The organism is Acidiphilium cryptum JF-5 (assembly GCF_000016725.1).
Lineage (GTDB): Bacteria > Pseudomonadota > Alphaproteobacteria > Acetobacterales > Acetobacteraceae > Acidiphilium > Acidiphilium multivorum.
This window is the reverse complement of record NC_009468.1, coordinates 150,030-168,241: the sequence shown is the minus strand read 5'-3', so window position 1 is coordinate 168,241 and position 18,212 is coordinate 150,030. Positions and strand designations below refer to the sequence as shown.

General features: G+C 63.1%; 15 protein-coding genes. 7 read left to right on the top strand and 8 right to left on the bottom strand.

Features of this window, described 5'->3' with window-relative positions; genetic code table 11:
• Positions 1 to 152 precede the first annotated feature (152 nt).
• On the top strand, positions 153 to 476 hold the full coding sequence (locus ACRY_RS01610; RefSeq protein WP_011930599.1) for a hypothetical protein: 324 nt from the start codon (positions 153 to 155) through the stop codon (positions 474 to 476).
• 4 nt (positions 477 to 480) lie between these two features.
• On the opposite strand, the gene ACRY_RS01605 is transcribed toward ACRY_RS01610, so the two are convergent.
• Positions 481 to 1,035 (bottom strand): ProQ/FINO family protein, encoded by a 555-nt coding sequence (locus ACRY_RS01605; protein ID WP_011930600.1) that lies wholly within the window; start codon positions 1,033 to 1,035, stop codon positions 481 to 483.
• Positions 1,036 to 1,252: 217 nt separating this feature from the next.
• On the opposite strand from ACRY_RS01605, the gene ACRY_RS19475 reads away from it, so the two are divergent.
• The 4 genes from ACRY_RS19475 (at position 1,253) to ACRY_RS01585 (ending at position 7,079) form a co-directional block, all read left to right on the top strand.
• A complete protein-coding gene (locus tag ACRY_RS19475; RefSeq protein ID WP_043508918.1) occupies positions 1,253 to 2,698 on the top strand; it encodes a site-specific integrase in 1,446 nt (481 codons plus the stop codon).
• An 852-nt stretch (positions 2,699 to 3,550) separates the two neighbouring features.
• The gene (locus tag ACRY_RS01595) at positions 3,551 to 4,102 is read left to right on the top strand and encodes a DotD/TraH family lipoprotein (RefSeq protein ID WP_011930602.1); all 552 of its coding nucleotides are present in this window, start codon (positions 3,551 to 3,553) and stop codon (positions 4,100 to 4,102) included.
• A gap of 2 nt (positions 4,103 to 4,104) precedes the next feature.
• A complete protein-coding gene (locus tag ACRY_RS01590) occupies positions 4,105 to 5,046 on the top strand; it encodes a type IV secretory system conjugative DNA transfer family protein (RefSeq protein ID WP_011930603.1) in 942 nt (313 codons plus the stop codon).
• 179 nt (positions 5,047 to 5,225) lie between these two features.
• Positions 5,226 to 7,079, top strand: coding sequence for a HipA domain-containing protein (locus ACRY_RS01585; RefSeq protein ID WP_011930604.1), 1,854 nt, complete (start codon positions 5,226 to 5,228; stop codon positions 7,077 to 7,079).
• Between the two features lie 155 nt (positions 7,080 to 7,234).
• On the opposite strand, the gene ACRY_RS18075 is transcribed toward ACRY_RS01585, so the two are convergent.
• The gene (locus ACRY_RS18075) at positions 7,235 to 7,795 is read right to left on the bottom strand and encodes a DUF4168 domain-containing protein (RefSeq protein WP_011930605.1); all 561 of its coding nucleotides are present in this window, start codon (positions 7,793 to 7,795) and stop codon (positions 7,235 to 7,237) included.
• 143 nt (positions 7,796 to 7,938) lie between these two features.
• Complete coding sequence (locus tag ACRY_RS01575; RefSeq protein WP_011930606.1) at positions 7,939 to 8,316, bottom strand: hypothetical protein; 378 nt, start codon at positions 8,314 to 8,316, stop codon at positions 7,939 to 7,941.
• A gap of 198 nt (positions 8,317 to 8,514) precedes the next feature.
• Between ACRY_RS01575 and ACRY_RS01570 the strand changes: the two genes are divergently transcribed.
• Together ACRY_RS01570 and ACRY_RS01565 are read left to right on the top strand one after the other, a co-directional pair.
• A complete protein-coding gene (locus ACRY_RS01570; RefSeq protein ID WP_011930607.1) occupies positions 8,515 to 11,700 on the top strand; it encodes a DEAD/DEAH box helicase in 3,186 nt (1,061 codons plus the stop codon).
• A gap of 30 nt (positions 11,701 to 11,730) precedes the next feature.
• Complete coding sequence (locus tag ACRY_RS01565) at positions 11,731 to 12,777, top strand: hypothetical protein (RefSeq protein WP_011930608.1); 1,047 nt, start codon at positions 11,731 to 11,733, stop codon at positions 12,775 to 12,777.
• A 625-nt stretch (positions 12,778 to 13,402) separates the two neighbouring features.
• Here the strand turns inward: ACRY_RS01565 and ACRY_RS19470 are convergent.
• The 5 genes from ACRY_RS19470 to ACRY_RS18070 all read right to left on the bottom strand — a co-directional run bounded on the left by ACRY_RS19470 (position 13,403) and on the right by ACRY_RS18070 (position 18,174).
• Positions 13,403 to 13,636, bottom strand: a complete 234-nt coding sequence (locus tag ACRY_RS19470; RefSeq protein WP_155856309.1) for a hypothetical protein — start codon at positions 13,634 to 13,636, stop codon at positions 13,403 to 13,405.
• Between the two features lie 224 nt (positions 13,637 to 13,860).
• Positions 13,861 to 14,796 (bottom strand): replication protein RepA, encoded by a 936-nt coding sequence (locus tag ACRY_RS01560; RefSeq protein ID WP_011930610.1) that lies wholly within the window; start codon positions 14,794 to 14,796, stop codon positions 13,861 to 13,863.
• Positions 14,797 to 15,623: 827 nt separating this feature from the next.
• Positions 15,624 to 16,286 (bottom strand): ParA family protein, encoded by a 663-nt coding sequence (locus ACRY_RS01555; protein ID WP_011930611.1) that lies wholly within the window; start codon positions 16,284 to 16,286, stop codon positions 15,624 to 15,626.
• Positions 16,287 to 16,944: 658 nt separating this feature from the next.
• Positions 16,945 to 17,562 carry an ATP-binding protein gene (locus ACRY_RS01550; protein WP_011930612.1) on the bottom strand — a complete coding sequence of 206 codons (618 nt, stop codon included), beginning with the start codon at positions 17,560 to 17,562 and terminating at the stop codon, positions 16,945 to 16,947.
• 150 nt (positions 17,563 to 17,712) lie between these two features.
• On the bottom strand, positions 17,713 to 18,174 hold the full coding sequence (locus ACRY_RS18070) for an RNase H family protein (RefSeq protein ID WP_011930613.1): 462 nt from the start codon (positions 18,172 to 18,174) through the stop codon (positions 17,713 to 17,715).
• Positions 18,175 to 18,212: the final 38 nt, after the last annotated feature.

The following is an 18,212-nucleotide window of genomic DNA, read 5'->3' as shown; positions in this document are numbered from 1 at the left end:
AAATGCCCACTGGAATGGAGGGTTTTCTGATGGAGAGGCCCGAAACGGCAGCGTGCGCCAGGTGACCTCGCCGGCATCCCGAACTCCTGGGCAGGTTAAGGCTCATCGGTCCGCGCGGTAGAATGGAAGCAACAAGCCAACAGGAGATCCCGATGGCCGCCGAATCAGCCGCACTGACCCCCGCCGAAGCTTCCGCGTCGCTCGCCGCATTATCGCAGCAGCTTGCCGGCAAGTTCGTGGTGTCCCAGCCGTCCGAGAGGACTGCCCGCAAGGCCGTCGACACGTTGCAATCCGCCGCGCCTGGCTCGTTCTGGATCGCATTCAGCCGGCAGGAGCTGAAGCTGCTCTGGCTCGCGATCACGAACGGCGCACCGGAATACGGGAACGCACTCGGGATGACGCCGCGGGAGGTGGAGATGTTCGGACGAGCGGCGAACCGGATCGGGCGGGCGGCCGGTGAAGAGGTTCTATTCTAGGAGTTCAGCCCAACGACAGGCGCGCGGCAATGCCCAGCCGATCACGAAGGCTCGCCACAGCCCCCTGCCCCGCCCCGGCCGGAGCCGCCAGCCGACGCCGGCCGGCCTGCTTCACCTCGACGACCGGAGCCGGGGTTGCACGCCATCTCGAGCGGGCCTCCCGCTCCGTGCGGCGCCGCGCCTGCTGCCTGGCCTTCGCCAGACTGGGGCCCATTGCCTTCCGGGTCGCAGCCGCATGGTCGCGGTGGCGCGCTGACACCGGCTCGACCGGATTGCCATCCAGGTCGTGGCGCATACTGTCCGGCGCGGCCATCCGCTCCAGGTAGCCGGGCCGGCGGACGTGATGGGCAAGTGCCGCCCGGACCAGGAGCTCATCCGCATCGACCCCGGCCTCGATGAGCCGGGCGGCCAGGCCCGCCGCGGCGGCGCCGACGAGGGGTTGCAGGGATGCGAGGACGGGCGCCAGGTGCGACAGGTCGCCGGCGACCAGGCGGCGGTAAAGCCGCTTGCCTTCGTGGTATGACGGCCGGTCGACGGGGATGGCGGCTGTGGCGGTCACGGTCCTGATCCTTGATCTGGCTAGGCGAAAATCCGCCCGTGGAATGCTTATAGCATATAAATTCAAAAATAATTATCAATTATTTTCACGATCTCAGCGAGCTTACAAAATCCGAATTGTGAAAGTAATTCTTTGGTTGGATCACCGCCGCTCGATATACTGGAGCATCTGCGCGCATCCCGATGAGGCTGGCGCACCAAACCGGAAGGATGATCCAGTGCCTGAAGACAGAACCGAGGAGCAAGCGGCCGCTGCCATGGCGAGCCCGCTCGATGTCACCCTCTCCAGGAACATCAAGGTTGGCCATGCCCAGCCCGTGCAGAATGGCCGACGCGATACCGCGGAAGCTGATCGTGCTGCCGCGAAGTGGATGGATCCGGCTCGCGCGGCGGATGTTGCCTTGCCGGACCTGGCACGTGAACCGAGTGTTTCGACATCTGTCCTTCCGGAGACCCTGGAACTGAAGGCGCCCCATGTGTCGTCCCTGGTTCCGCCGGAAGCCCAGGTTGTTCCTGACGTCGAGGTGTCGGAATGTCCTGACTTCGAGACCGCGTCCCGCCGGGCCGTTTGGTCAATGAGCGACCATATCGGGCGGCTGAGCGGTGTCGAGAGCTTTCACAAGCGGCGTGGCCCACAGACGGTCAGTGCTTCCACGGTGCAGATGTACCGTGAGCGCGCTCACAGCCTTCTGAACAGATACAGCTGCCGACCCGGGGCTCTCCCAATGCCTGACGACGCGCTTGATGCACCCGATGACGAGCATATCGACCCGCTCGACTTTGTGCGGTGGCTCATCGGCCTGAGACCGACCCTCAGTTCCTCGACATGGCGTTCATACAAGGCTGCGAGCGCATTCTATCTGTATGACTCTATGCACCCTTCGGCGCGGGCAGCAGCTGCAATCCTTGACGGCGTGAGCGCCGATGACGGAGAGGTGGCAGCGTCCGAGGGCGTCAAGGGGACGAAGTTCTTCCGGCTCGAGGACTACAACAAGCTCCTGCAGTTCTGCCTCGATCGGGGGCGTGGAGAATCTGCTCGCACCATGTTCCACTTCGCGCGCGCCGCGATCCGAACCGGCATGCGGCCCTCGGAGTGGGCAACCTGCGATATGAGGACTTCGAAGAACCCAGACGCGCCGTTCGGCCGCAATGTCTGGCTCTTCGTCTGCAACGCGAAGGCGTCGAACGGGCGGGCCAACGGGCTGGTGCGGGTTCTCGACCTGTCTCCGCTATCCCGGATCGATATCGAGCCCATCCGGTACACGATGGCACTCTTCCAGCGTCAGGCGGCCAAGGAGGGGACGGAACCGACCATCAGGCGGCTGCGCCAGTCGATCAACCATATCGGGGCAGCCACAGGGATGTCGGCGAAATACTCCCCCTACTCCTTCCGCCACCAGGCGATCGCCAACTGGAAGACGATCTACAGCCCCGTCGAGGTTGCGGCGCTGGCCGGGCATTCAGTGCCTGAGACGGCGACCGAGCATTATGGCCGGAAGCGGGATGGGTGGACCGGCAAGGGGACCGGCGGAATCATGATCCGACCGTCGAGGGTCGATGTGGAACGGATCATGAGCCGTATCCGGTCGGACAATCCGGCACCCTTCATGCGACCGGACGGGAGCTTGGCAGTGGTGCCGGAGGATATGCCCACCCCTCAGTAGGCCGCATTCGTGCTGCCGAGCCGGCCCTGGATTTCCGTCCGGGGCCGGCTTTTATTTTGGGAAATGCGCGGCCGTTGGGGTGGTGTTTAGCAGCTGTCTTTTAAGGTGCATTTTAGGTGTGTATGCCGTTCGCCCGCCTCGACAGGAAACCCGATTTCCGTTTCACCCCTCCCCTTCCCCGCCCTGATTTTCCGATTAATTCGAATTTCCACTCCCCTGCTACGCTATTTTCCGCTGTTTTCCCGCTTCCGTCTGATATTCCGAATTTTGCTGGTTTCCGGTGACGCCCCGGCGCTGGTTTTCAGCTTATGGCGAGGGGTGGCTGTTTGAGGAGGAATTTCCACCCGATTTTGTTCTACCCCCCGTTACCTAATCGCACTTCGTTCCAAAATGCATGACATTAGATTGCAAAAGTCAGCATATTTAAGTGCAAGATATAGACCATTTGCCGACAAGATTTAGGATAATTCCGTGCAAAATGTATGACATTTCTGTTCAAAATCATGGGTATTTTGGTGCAAAATTCAGAATATTTTATCCCAAAATGTAGGACAAGAGGCTCGGGTTAGAGCAGGGTAATTTCGACTTATTCGCTGCGGAGAAATGTCGAGACCTGCCAAGGTGTGCAAAATTGCACATTTATCAGATCTCGACATTTCTCCGCCTTTCAAGCTTCCGCGCAATGGTGACGACGTCGCCGCCATTATGGTGCATGTCCGCCGCACCGGTTCGTGGTCGAGATCACGCTCATGATGCCCAACCGGGTGCGATAGCGGCTGGTATTTTTTATGTGGAAAATAACCGGCATAATATTGTATTCTAGCGGCAGTTCACCGACAGAAGGATCAGAGCGTGGTACGCATTCGCTCCAAGGCCGTTCTCGCCGTGCTCGCGCTGGTTGCCGGCATGCCGGCACTCGCCCACGCAGACGTCATGACCACCGAGGCCCAGGCCGTCCAGGCCGAGGCTGAAAGCAATCTCGCCCGGGCGTTCACCGAGGCGAGTCAGGCACTCTCCCAGCTCGACAATGGTCCGGTCGACCCGCAGCAGGTGGCCACCCCCAAGGGTGTCGCCATCGCCGCCCCCGCGGCGCCGGTCCAGGCGGCCCTGCCGAAGATCGATCTGGCCCGCCTCCCCGCCCAGCTTCGCCGCCCGGTGACGATCCGCTGGAACGGGCCGGTCGAGGGCGCCATCCGGAAGCTCGCGGCCCAGATCAACTACACGGTCCTCCCGCCGACCCACACGCCCGCGACCCCGCCGACGATCGTCCTGGTCAAGAACAAGGTGCCGGCGGCGATCGTGCTGCAGGACATCGGCGCGCGGATCCGCACCTACGGCAAGCTAGTGGTTTCGCCGGCGGCCCGCACCATCCAGTTCGACGTCAACCAGGCGGCCGGGACCTGACCATGGCGCGCATCCGTTTCCGATCGGCCGCCCTCCCCGCCGCGGTCATCCTCCTTGGGCTGACCGGCTGCGCGAACCTGCAGGGTGCGCCCGGCAAGGCCGCGTCGGCGAAGCCCGTCCCGCCGGACATGGTTGGCATCCATATCAATGACGGTGATTCGATGTTCCCGGTCCAGACCGGCGACGCCGCCCGGCAGGCAATTCCGAGCCTCAAGGCGATGAGCCGCATGCACCGCGATGGCTCGGGGACAAGCAAGGAAGCCGCGAAAGAGATGGTCGAGCTTCCGGTCATCCGCGACACCGCGCTGCGTTACGGCGCCGAGGGCGGCGTGGCCTGGGCGACCCGGATCATCGACGGCGAGCTTCGCGCGAACGCCGCGCGTCTCAGCCAGATTTACGACTTCTCGCGGCTGGTCACCTATCAGCCGGGCGGCGTGCAGATCCTGCCGCCGGTGATTTCCGAGAGCCGGAACCTGTACCAGTCCTCCGATTTCGGCCGGACGATCCGGGTGGCCGACACCTATTACGACATCGTCCGCCAGGCACGCTTTGTTCCGTCGGCCCCGCTCTGGTACGGCTATCTCTACCGCACCTGGCAGGCGCCGCACCGCCCCTTCGAGGCCGGACTGCCCCACAACTCGGAAGAGGAGGCGGTCTGGAAGCACTACGTGAAGGCTGGCTGGCGGGCGGGCGTGCAGGAGGGCGAGACGATATTCCGCCTCGACCTCGACCGGCTGAACCGCGACTTCACCGGCATGATCCGCTACCGCAAGCTCAACGACGAAGGAAAGGTCTCGGCTCCGGTCGTCCAGGCCAAGACGCTCGGCGTCACCGGCACCGGTCAGAACATGCGCGAAGGCGACCGGGTGGTGAAGATCATCGCCGAGCCCAGCCTGAGCGTGCCGCATCCGCGGACATCCCCGATCAAGGCGACGCCGAACTAGGGGCGGGATCGGCCCAGGGGAGCGGTCAGGTACTAAGGCCCCGCTCAGCTCAGACGTCGGTCGGCGACGAGGTCCACGACGGCAGACTTGGGATTGTCGTGCATTTCAGATGCGGGAAAATTCTTGCCCCCGGGCGTCGAGTGTGGAATTGTCACGCATCTGAGATGCGGGATAATCCAATGGCAATCCACTTGGTCGGAGAGACGATAGACGCCAAACGGGCGCATCATCGCGCCCAAAGCGGTGACTTGATCCCCCTCGTTCGTGGTGTCTACGTGGATCACGACGGCGATGCCGAGACGGCTATCCTAGCCCACGCCGTGCGGATCGCGCATTACCTCTATCCAAACGCCTACCTATCATCCGCCAGCGCTGTCCTGCTCGCGCCCACGCCGGATGGGCGCCTCTTCATCAGTGGTCGACGCAACCAGCGAACCAGGTTGCGGGCCCTGGAAATCATTCAAAATGAGGCTCCGGCCCACCCCTCGACGGCGATCGCCGTCATTGGCGATGATCTCGGAGAGCTGCGCATCGCCGCTTCGTCGCCACGACAGCGCTTCCTCGAAGCCTTTCGGTTGAGGAGCGAGCACGCCAGCGCCATCACCGCCGAGATGCGCGCCCAGATGGCCGCCCGGTTGGTGGCGGAACACGGCACGCCCCAGGCGGCGGCTGACGCCGTTTGGGCGCTTGCCCGCGAGAACGAATGGTATCGGGAGGGTGAGGGCGCAGAACGCTTCCTCCTCGCCAAACCCGGAGGCGCGGCGCCCGTGAACAAGGCCGCGCTCAATCTTTTGGTTGCCTGGCACGGGGATCTTGTCGGTCGTTTGACCCATGACGGCTTCGAGTGGCGCTGGAAACCTGAGCGGCGCACTGGTCCGGCGCTCATCCGCGGGACGACGCCCGGCAAATTGCCGGCCTTCATCGAATCGCTGCTGCCCGAGGGCTGGCTCGCCCAGGTCCTGCATGAACGCGACGAGCGCGATGCCCTGCGCCGAGGTCGACGCTACATGTCGAACATCGCCATCGTCGAAGACCGGGATCAGTTGGCGACGCTGCCGGCTGATGTGCTGTCGACCCCACTCTCCAGCTTTGCCGCTGACGGTCGCTTCACGGGGGTCTATGCCGGCCCCGGACGCGGCGAAATCGAAGACACCTTCGAGCAGAATCTGGCGCGCATCTTTGCGCGCTCTGAAACGCCGCGCTTGTCGGGCGTCCAGATCAAGGCGCCGATGAGCCTGACCAAGGACGGGTCCCTTGTCCCGGCGATCGATCAGCCCTTCACCCACATCCTGAAGCCAACAGGCGCGGCGGGCTTCGACATGCTACCGATCGTCGAGTGGCTGTGCCTCGAACTTGGGCGCGCCGCAGGGTTCGAGACGCCAGACGCCGCGTTGATTGCGATGCCGGACGGCATGCCGCCGTCCTTGGTCGTCGAACGGTTCGACATCAGACGTGGACCACACGATCTGCGTCGGCTCGCGATGGAGGATTTTTGCTCCGTCCTCGATCTCCCGACATCGGCGAAATACGACGGAACGATCGAGAGAATGGCGCGCGCCTTGCGTCCGCTTTCCACCGACCCGGCCGCAGACCTCAACATCCTGTTCCGACGCGCGGTGTTTGCCTGGTTGATCGCCGACGGCGATATGCACCTGAAGAATCTCGCCGTCCTAAAGACGGCTGATGTGGGCGCGAAGACGTTCACGACCGTCCGTTTTGCGCCACTCTACGATGCCGTGACCACACGGGTTTTCCCAAGCCTTGCCGGCGATCGAATGGCCCTGAAACTGAATGGGAAGGATGATCGGCTGACGCGCCAGGATTTTCTACGCCTCGCGCGCACAATCGGTCTGACCGTCGAGGATGCGGAAGCCGCGCTCGAAGCCCTCACAACACGGATCACAGAGCGCCTGGTGACCCTTCAGCTCCCCGCATTCGCCGTCGAATTCGCCGACGCTAAAGCAGTTCGCGATAAGGTTGAGGCCATCGCCACAGCGCGGTGTCTGGCGCTTAGGAGGCGTGGACAACCCTGAACCAGGGGCGGATTGAGGCGAGGAGGTTGAAGCCGAGGAAGCTGCTGGCGGTTTGATCGTATCTTGTGGCGATACGGACTCCCGACAGGCCGCACAAAAAAACGCCCGGGAGCTACGGCACCCGGGCGTTCTGCCGTCCGGCTATCGAATGCGCCTCACTTCATCTGCGCGCCGGCACCTGCAGATACGCTCAGCCCGATGCGACTGGCGAGGCTTGGGTTGCTCCGGGCCTCGCTCACGATCCGATCGTATTCGGACACCGACAGTCCGTGGCTCTTGATCAGCCGCGCGCGTTCGGCCCGGGCCCTGGTTTCGATGGCCCGACGACGGCTGGCCGTCTTCGCTGTCCGGATCTCACGGTGCTCACGTGCCTCGAGAACAGAGATCTGCCTGGTTGCCAATCTCGCCTTGGATATAGTGGCCGCCGAGAAATCGGCGGACGTTGCTTCGGCAGATCTTGCCATGCCATTCGCCTGTGCGCCCACCTTGCTCGTCACGCCCGCGGCGGTTGAGCCGACCGCACTGCCGACATTCCCGGCCGTCGACCTTGCGGCACCCAGCGTGCTGCCGACCAGCCCGCCAGCACCGGCGTTTGCTCCGACACCCACAGAGGCGCCGACACCGGCCTGGCCTCCGGCAGATGTCTGGGCGAGAGCACTACCAGCGGCCAGCATCATGATGAGCGCCGACGACGTGATGATGGTGCGAGAGTTCATGGATCGTAAGTCTCCTTGCTATGGCGCCGCGCGATGCGCGACTGGAGACCGGTGTGCAGAGTGTTTGTGGTTGCCGTTGGGCAAAATTTCCAACGGTTTTGTGAATTATGTGTTGGACGTCCTGCGAGACCCAGCCTCGTCGATCACCCCTTCTGCCGGCACACCGCCAGGATCTCGAGCATCACAGAGCGAGGCAACACCTCCTCGACATAGCTCATCGTCCCAAGCCGGGCGCAGTCCCGGCCGTCCGAACCCTGGCCATGGAAGACGCATCCGTCCCCCTGGTAGAGCAGGCAGACGATCGACGCGCCACGCGTCCAGAAGATCGCGACCGCTCCAGTGCTGTAGTGCACGACCTCGATCGGTGCCGGCGGCTGGACCGCACCAAGCAGGATGTCCTCCCAAGGCCGCGTCGGAAAATGCCGGCCGAGATGATCTCGCGCCTCGATCATCGCGGGCACACTCTTCGAGAGTCCGAATGTCGCGGAGAAATCGATTTTCTGGTCAGAATTACTGCTCATGGCGCGCCCAGTTGAACGCGGCCATCATCTCAGCCGCTCATCAGACATAGGAGAAACGGTGGCCCGATTCCAATGAATCCTGCTCGCGGCTTGTTGGAGGAGTCGTTGGATAATTCGAAATAAATTTGGATTTATCGACTGAAGTCCTGCTGCATCCGTCCTTAGTCCCTTTCATATCTGGCACCGATACTGCTGGGTATGAGCACGACCCAGCGCAGACGCCCGCCGACGCAATTCATCGGCGCGACAGACGATGATGTCCCCGAGGTTGCGGAGATCGTCGCGGAAAGCCGCAAGGCCGAGATCGGCACTGGCCAGCCCATCCGCGTGGCCGGGTCTCAGCATGCCGCGCCTGCCGCGCCCGCCGGGCAACCCGCCCAGGACGATGAGTCCGTTTTGACCGTCCTGCCGGCTCAACCTGCCAATCCGGCAGAGCAACCTGTCGAGCTCAGCCCGTCGCAGAAGAAGGGCCTGGCGGTGCTCGATGCGTGGATCGCCGCGGAGGTCCTGACGCCGGAGACCGTGAAGGACCTGAAGGATATCGTCTCGGGCCGCGAGCGCGACATGGCGGCGCTCGATCTCGTCTACGGAGATGCGCTGCCGTGGGAAGAAGGCTATCCGGAGACAGAGTTCCCGAACTTGCGTGCTGGCTACCTCGCCTATGATGTCATCTTCGGGTCGATCCCGGAAGCCAAGGCAGCCGTCAGGCTCGAGGAGGTCTATGGCCAGAGCTTTGGAGATGGTGGCGCCGGGTCGGGCGTTTCGATTCTCGCCACGCTCCGCGTGGCGCCGAACGGCACGCTCGATCTCAAGGACGGAGTTTCGCCCTTCTCTGTATCGGCGTACGGATGGGGACTCGTGCGCGCGCTGAACCGGGATCTGGGCGCAATGCCAGGCTGGAAGCATGCCGCCGCTGACATCAGCAAGAGTTTCCGCGATTTGTTCGACGACCGGTTTAAGGACAAGCCGATCGACAAGGCTGCCATCCTCGAGATCTACTACTGGATGCTCGACAGCCTGGGGTTCGATGAGAAGCTGGTCTCACGGCCATCACGAGAGTCCGACGTGGTCAGCAAGCCCGCGAAGGTGATCGGTTACTACCAGAGGGTAAGCCCCGACGGCACGCCGGTGCCGAAACAGCGAATGCCCGACGCCCTGATCATGAACAGCTTTTTTCTCAGCGACCTGCTCGACGCCCGCCGCGATCTGGCGAAGGGTATCGAGCAGCCTCTCCTCGATCGGTATCTCGGCGTGAAGGAACAGGTCCGTAGGATCAACATTCTCGAGGACCCAAAGGCCATCAACACGCTGCTGCGCCCCGGGCTTTTCCCGGAGGGGAAGTGGCCGCACGCGGGCCGCAATCAGCTGGTCGCCATGCAGCAGTCGATCATCAATTATGCGCTGCACCCCGCGCAGGTCCGCCGGAACAAGGTGATCGGTGTCAACGGCCCACCGGGCACCGGAAAGACCACGTTGCTGAAGGACGCGGCCGCGGCGCTGATTGTCCGTCGCGCTATCGCGATGAGCGATTTCATCCACCCCTCCCACGCCTTTCGCGTATTCGGATCTGGAGGAGCGCGTTCCTCCGGGCGCGCCGACCCATCCTTGTTCGAGCTCGATCCCAAGCTGATCGGCTTCGAGATGCTGGTTGCCTCCTCGAACAACGGCGCAGTCGAGAACGTCTCGACCGAATGGCCGGACAATGGCGCGATCGCTGATGATGCGACAACCAGATACTACCCGGGAACAGCATCCAGGCTGCATGAGCGCGAGAGCTGGGGGCTGGTCTCGGCCGCGCTCGGCAATTCGGCAAACCGGGCGAAATTTCGTGACCAATTCTGGTTTGATGAAGACTGGGGTCTCAGGAACCAGCTCGCTCTGGCAGCCGGCCGCTCGCCGGTCATCGTGGACAAGAAGACTGGAGCGAAACGGATCCCCGCCTCCTTTGAGGCACACCGGCCCGCGCGTGGCCGGCATGCGGCGCTGGAGCGCTGGAACCGGGAGCGAGATCGCTTCCTGCAGCTGCTCGACACGGTCAGGAAAAGCCTGTCTGACGTAAACAAGGCGGCGACCGGTGAACTCGACCAGAGTGACCCTTTTCACTTCCATACCTCTTCGCCGTGGCTTTCCGGTGCGGACCACAGACAGCGCGAGGATCTGTTCGAGGCGGCAATCGATCTTCACCGCGCCTTTATGGAGGGTGCGGCCACGGAAGTCGGCTCCAACCTCTCGGCGGCGATGGAACTCCTCGCCGGTCGGTTTAACGGGCGGAAGCCGAAAGTCGTCCAGTCTGTCCTCAGTACGCTCTTCATCGCGGTTCCGGTCTTGTCGACCACCTTCGCCAGCGTCCGCAGGATGCTGCGCGACGTTGAAGAGCCGATGATCGGCTGGTTGTTCATCGACGAGGCCGGACAGGCGACGCCGCAATCGGCGGTCGGCGCGATCAAGCGCAGCCGGAACGCGCTCGTTGTGGGCGACCCGATCCAGGTCGAGCCCGTCGTCACGCTGAACGAACCCATGGTCGTCGAGATCGCAAAGGCGATGGGCATCGACCATGAGGTCGATATGGCGCCCTGGGGGTCCGTGCAGACCTTCGCGGACGGGGCATCCGAAGTGTTCGCCGAATACCCCTGCGAGGGCGGCGCGCGCCGGGTCGGCATGCCGCTGCTGGCCCATCGACGGTGCGCCGAGCCGATGTTCTCGATCTCGAACCAGATCGGCTACGGCGGCCTGATGGTGAACGCCAAGCGGCCTTCGCCCTCCGCGATCCGGGATGCCTGCGGGCCGTCGCGCTGGATCGATGTCCACGACCCCGTGGACGAGAAATGGTCCGAGCAGGAAGGGATGGTCGTCTTCAACCTCCTCCGCGATATCGTCGCCCGCGGTGGCAAGCTCGACCTCTACATCATCAGCCCCTTTCGGATCATCGAGAGCCGGCTGCGCGACATGGTCATTCAGAACCATGCCGGGATCGGCATCTCCTTCGCCGAGGCCCGCGAGCTGACCCGACGGATCGGCACCGTGCACAAGGTCCAGGGCCGCGAGGCGGAAGGTGTCATCTTCGTGCTGGGCCACCAGGGCGAGGCATTCAAGCGGGCACGCGGCTGGGCGGGCGGGCGCCCGAACATCGCGAACGTCGCCGTCACGCGGGCCAAGGAAGTCCTCTACATCGTCGGCAACCGCGCCGACTGGAGCGAGGCCGGGTACTTCCACACCGTCGAACAGGTGATGGACGAGTTCACCCGTCAGCACGGCGTCGCCGCCGGCGACGCCCTCGCGGTGCCGCCTGCGCCCATCCGAGAGGAGCAAACGGAAGCGCCGGCGCCGGTTCTCGAGGATCACGAGTCCATCTTCGATCTCGATCTCGGCCTCGGCCTGGGCTGAGCAGAATTCGATTCAGGCAGGGAGTTTGCGATGCGCGCGGCACGGACAGGCAAGGAAAGCACGGGCTTCTTCCGGATCGGGGAGGCCAGCGAGGTGGGCGGTCTGGTGCTCGGCGGCGACTATTGCGCAGAGCACGAGTCCGGGATCGAGGAGCTCCGCCGGGAGTTCGGGATCTCCAGCAAGGCTCCGCCCGGCATAGAGCGGTACCGGATATCCGGACTGTCGAGCCGGTCGGCACTGGTGTTTTGCGACCGCCCGGACCTCGACCAGTCGATCCTCTGTTGCTCGCACCCGTCCAATGTCGCCCAGCTGGTCGGCAAGCCCGGCATCACCGGTGGCCTCGCAACGCGGCACGAGGGATTCGACCTCGTGGCCGCCAACCGTTTGGTCGCCTTTCTGCCGACCTGGCGGGACAAGGACGACAGGGTGCGGGTCCTGCCTGTCCATTCGAAGGCCGCCGACCGGGAAGCCTGGAAGGCGTACAACGCGGGGATCATCGGGGCCTGGAGCGAGCGGTCGTTCATGGTCCGGGCACTCGGTGAAGATGCCCGCCGGGATCTCGAGGCGGTCTACAACGCGTTACTGGGCTGCGACATCGCGCTCAGCGCAACGCGCGCCCTCACGCCTTTCGGCCGCGGTGGCCTGGCCATCGTGATTGCCTCACGGATCCAGCCGGCCGACCTTGACCGTCTGCGCGAGCAGGACGAGGATCAGGACCTCCTCGATGCGACGTTCAAGGCCACCGGCCTCCCTGCCCGCTTTGCCGAGCGCCGCGGCACCGATCCGCTGTTCGGCCCGAACGCCAAGCCTGCCTATTTCGGGATCCGGCCGACCTGGACCCGGGAATTCATCGAGCGCCGGAAGGCCGACCCAGCGGCCCGTCCGACCGAGGACGACCTGACCGTCTGGCTCAACCCGATGGAGCAGCGCCACCACAACTTCGGTTGGTTCTCGGTCGACGCCCTCCGGCGCTGGTTCGACGGCGAAGGCCCGGTCGTGAAGGCTTGGGTGGAACAGCAGCGTGTGGGATTTCCCGACCAGCCTGCCCCAGATGGCCTGGCCCCCGGCTGCGGCTGATACCCTCTGGAGGCGGTCACCTCATCCTTATATTCGCGGCGAATCTGACGCCGTGATGTATGTGCCGCGGATTTTTCAGCCGGTCGAGAAATCCCACACCCAAAGAGAGTGGCTACCTCGGCCGGCTGCGCGCACTGAATGAGGGGTGTGGGATTTCTCGACCGGCATTCATCGCCGAGTTTCAGGCTGCTGATCGCTGTGGGATTTCTCGACCGTGGATCGGCCCCAGTCATCCAGGCTGTCGACCGCCTTTGGCCGGCACTCCGGTGCTTTGGAATCCTCCTGATTTTTTTGGGGTTTTCCGGGCAGTTAGGAAATCCCACACCTGCAACTGGGGTCTCTGGCCCGCCACCCTCCCGGGCCATTGCCGGTATGTGGGATTTCTCGACCTTCGGATCGCACGCTGATGTCGCAGGCAAGATTCTCTGCTGGTCAGGAAATCCCACGCTTGGCCCGCTCGGCAGCGTATGGGAAGCTATTGAAATTACGAATTATTTTCGGCTGGCTGGATTTATGACTCCGATGGTCAAGAAATCCCACGCCCCGCTGGTGCTTCAGTTCCGGCCAGTCGGAAATTCCCACGCCATGCCAGGGCGGGTTATTTCGGTCGGAAAATCCCATAAATTCAGGAGGCGACGGAGCGCGACTCGGAATGCGCGGTCAGGAAATCCCACATTTCCCACACCAGCCAGACAAACTCTGCAACACCATGAAAGTATTTGATATTTTTGTCTGACCTCAGGCCGTTGGAGATGACTCCACCGACTAAATTCGAATTTTGGAGAGAGATCTTGTTGAGATAGCCGGGTTTTGCCGCCGCGATCTCCAGTTCAGGCTCGCCTCGGTCGGGAAATCCCATTTTGGTCAGAAAATCCCCGATTGGTCAGGAAATCCCACACCCACGGCGAAATAAGTGCCCTGCGTATCGGAGCCGCACTTCAAGCCGAGATAAATTCGAATTTTCGGCCCTGGCTGATGGTTTTGTTCCCCTCGCCCGCCCATCTGATCAGACCGTCCGGTCGGGAAATCCCATTTTGGTCAGGAAATCCCCGATTGGTCAGGAAATCCCACGGAGCTGCGCCCCTATGTCATCAGCTTGAGCACTGGCGGCCTGGAGGGCCGGAGGGTAATGCCCCGATCCTCCACATCCAGCCGGCAGTCGGGATAGGCCGCCATGGCCGCTCGCAGAGCGTCCGTGAACAGGGGCTTGAAGTACTTCAGCGGCCGACCTGTCGTGTTGAATTGCGCGTCCAGTGAGATCCAGGATATGTCCGTCGGCCCCTTGATCTCGTGGCAGCGCCAGGCAAGCCAGATGTAGACGTCAAGCGCCAGGGAGCGGTGGGCAAGAGCCCGGATTGCAGCCTCCTGCAGGGGAACAGGATGGTCCTTCAGCGCACGCCAGAACGTCTCGTCCAGCACGACGCGGTCGTCCCACAGCTTCCCCTGGTCGTCGTCATCAACCACGCTCTTGAAGCGAAGGCCGGATGAGACGATCCCGCCCCTGGTCCATCCCTCGGCGCCGTCGCCTTCCCAGAAGAACTTGAGGCTGCAGGCCGATATCCGCGCCGCCTGTTCCCTCAGGGCTCGTGTCGTCTCTCCCCCGATGGCGATCCCCATGCGCTCCATCCAGGTTCTCATGGACCGGCCGAGCTCGATCTCGCGGCTGTTCGTCCGGATCGCCTGAGTCTGGAGGTAGAGGAGGATCATCCTGGCTCGAGCCCCGAACGGGACGCCATACAGGACCGTGCGGCCCTTGGAGCGCATTACCCCGGGTTCGACGAGCAGGGTAACCTTGTGCCCCTTCCGCTGCCACACGGCGCTGTCGGAAAGCCGCTTGTGGGGCAGACTGGTCAGGCAGAACCCGGAATACGAGATGCCGATCTGCTGACGCTCGTCTGTCAGCACCTCGTTGGCGATATCCACAAGCGCGCGGTAGCGGGGACCGACGATTTCCCGGGCCCTCTCACTGCCATAATCGAGCACCAGCTGTGCGACGTTCTGGTCCAGGCGATTGATCATAGCCACCCTCCAAAGCGACTTTTCGCCTTCTCATCGAGTCGATGTCAACTGTGGGATTTTCTGACCTGCAAATTGTGGGATTTTCTGACCAAAGTATTGTGGGATTTCTTGACCGTTTTCGAGTGGGATTTCTCGACCGAGCTATTAGTATTTAGTTTGATTCTATTAGTAGTATGGTCAGGAATTCCCACGGGGCGACTCGTTTTTTGGTCGGAAAATCCCATGCTTCGGTTGAAAAATCCCCGTGGAAAACCGTGCTCATCTGTGGATTGCATCAGTTGTGCAGCGCGAAGTCAGGAAATCCCATGTGGATATTGTGGACAATTCGAGTCGGAGCGATCTCCCGACCACGCGACTCGGTAGCGGATGATGCGTGCATCACGAAGCACGCATCATCCGCTACCATCTGAGCCCTCGCCCTCGCATGTAGGCGTCCATGGCCTCGCCGAGGATCTCCTGGATGGGCCGCCTTTCCTGGACGGAAAGCAGCTTGAGCCGCTCCCACCTTTCCTCCGAAAGCCGCAACGTGACCCCCGGCAGGCTCCGTGAAGCGGAATAGGTTCGAACACGTCCAGTGGATGTGCGTACCCTCTGCCGGCCATCACCCCCCTCCCCTGTTTCGTCTACCTCGGGCCGTTCGCTCTGCGCCGGGGTCGGTTGGCGCTCCTCGGGCCAACCCGCTTCGGCCGGCCTCGAGTGTGAGGCGGGCGCCTGTGCCGGATCGGGGCGTCCCGCGGGCGCCTGGTCATGACGTCCGCCAGCCTCGGTGAGATGATCTGGCGTACGCTTCACGAAGCTCGAAAAGCTGCGCTTTGGGGGTGCCGACATTACGACCTCCTCTTCTGTGCTGTGGCGGGCTTGAGCTGGATCGCATCCAGGACCGCGATCTCCTTCCAGAGTTGTCGGATCTCCCGCGCGGCCTTGCTGGTGGGTTCGAACTCGCCGACGGCCTGCCCCTGGGTCAGGGCCCGGCGGTAGACCTTCCGCTCGACGATGCGGGTGTTCAGTAGAGGCAGTTCGAGATCTCTCAGGGCTCTGACCGTCTCGACGATTTCCTCGTCCGGTCTGGGAGAGGTTCTCGTCAGCACCGCGACCGATGGCACCCGGTTCGCGCGCAGCAGGTCAAGTGTGGCCTGGGTGGCAGCAACATCGAGGATTGATGGCTGCACCGGCACGAGGGCGAGGTCGATGTTCCGCGCGACCACCTCGAGCGCGGGCGCCGTGTGTGGCGGGGTGTCGACGAATATCAGCTGGAAGCCATCAGCCTCGGCCGCGTCCATCGCCTCCTTCAGCTCAGCAGCCAGGACCGGGGCGACCGGCGGGGTCCTATCCCCCCTCGCCTGCCCCCAGACCGCTGATGCGCTTGCCTGCGGATCGGTGTCGATGATGGCGGTCCGCGTCCCCGCCTGATCTGCTGCTACTGCGAGGTGGACGCACAGGGTCGTTTTCGCGGCCCCGCCCTTCTGCTGCACCAGGGCAATCCGCTTCATGGCCGCTCGCACTGCATCGTGATTGGTGATGCACGCATCAATGTCCCCTTCCCTCTGCTCGCGCCCGACCCGCAAAGACGCGAGCCGTGACGCGTGACTCGTGATACACGATGCGTGCACCACGCATCGGATGGCTGTCAAGAAATTCAAATCTGTTTTTGAATTAATTGGTGATGCGGGATGCGTGATGCACGATGCGCAGGCCATGCGTTATAGGCTTGGATCAGTGTGTTGGACCTGCTTGTTCATGTGATCTGATGGCATGATGCATCACGATGCGTGGTGCGTGCATCAAATTGCCGCTTGATCCGGCTCGTGGGTGGTAATCCGGTGATGCGAGATGCGTGGTGCATGAAGCGTGATTTATGCAGCGTGATGCGTGAGTCTGTCTTTTTGGGTCTATCCCATTGAATTGAAACATATTCCGAGGGGAGGCGGATCTGGCCGGATCCTGATGGGCGGGCGTGATGCGTGCCTGACGCATCACGAGTCGTGCATCGTGATGCGTGCACCGTGCGCCGTGAGGAACGATGCGTGATGCGTAGTGCGATCTTCATGGCTGTTCGCCGTGGCAGGCGAGATGGCAGGACCTGGTTAGGCGTGCTGCGTGATGGGTGATGCACGCAGCGCGATGCACGCATCCATGGGGTGGCTGGGCCTAGCAGGGGAGGGGGGCATTATCATGGTCGAAGCTGCTTAGCGGCTCCGCCCCGATTGTCTCTGCTGCCCGTCGTGCCTGCTCCAGCACCATCGCGACCGCCTGCTGTTCGCCATGCTCGATCGAGACGCGGGTGAAGGGGATGCTGAACCGGTTCAGGATCCCGATGATGCGTTCGTCGATCTGTTCGGCCTGGTCGCGCTCGTGGACGCGGCCATAGGCGCTGTATCGCTCCGAGCGGTCGACGAAGAGGTTCAGTGAGGGGTACGCGAAATGCGCCTCCAGTGCCGCGGCCTCGATGCCGGGGCTGGTCTGGTAGGCGCAAGACAGCAGGCAGGGGCTGTCGGTCACCACGATCTGGGCGCCGCCGGAGAAGGCGCGCTGGATGCGCCAGTACTGGTTGCCGAGGACGTAGATCTGGCATTTCAGCGCGTCGCGCCGGTTTTCGAAGGCGAGGTCCTTGGCGAACTCGACGGCGAGCTCCGCCTCGTAGTGCTCGCGCTTCAGACGCCCGAACAGGATCGCCGCCAGGCTCGACTTGCCGGCGCAGGGACCGCCGAACAGGTTGACGACGAGCTGCTGGTTACGGACGAGCGGGGAGGGGGATATTGAGTTCATGACGGCGCCACCGGTTGTTCCATCGCCAGCATAGCGACTGGACGTGAAAGGAACGGGCGGCCGGCCAAGAGGGTGGGTGAGGGGGCGTACCGAGATCATCGGTGTCGGGATCGGACGCCGGAGGCGTTGATGGTCCCTTCACCCGGCGGATCAGCTCATCTGTTGCGCATGGTCCGCGACGGAGATGGCGTCATGAGCATGGTGCGTCGCTTCCCGGCTCTTTGTCGTTGAGGTGCCCAGCACCGCACGGACCTGCCGGGCGTCGACTTCGGCGAACAGGGTCTTCCAGACGTCGGCGAGAGCGACGGGCCTGCCCTTCGCGGTCTGAAAGTTCCGGCGCTCCCAGCCGCTACGCCAGCGAAGAATGCCGTCGGTCAGATAGTCGCTGTTCGTCCGCAGCTCGACCCGCGCGCCTTCGGGCGTCTGGCGGAGGGCGGAAATCGCTTCGGTCAGGATCGCCCTCTGCGGGTCACCGGCGGGGAGAAGGTGGGTCGACGCAGTGTCCTCCGGCGCGGCAGATGCGGCGCGGACAGACACGTGGATCGAGAAGGAGGCGTGCCCCTGCGCAACCTCGAGTTCAGCGATGAATCGCGGCGGCTTGTTCTGGGCCAAGGCGGACTCTCCTGTCGGACGATCGTCGGGGATCGGTC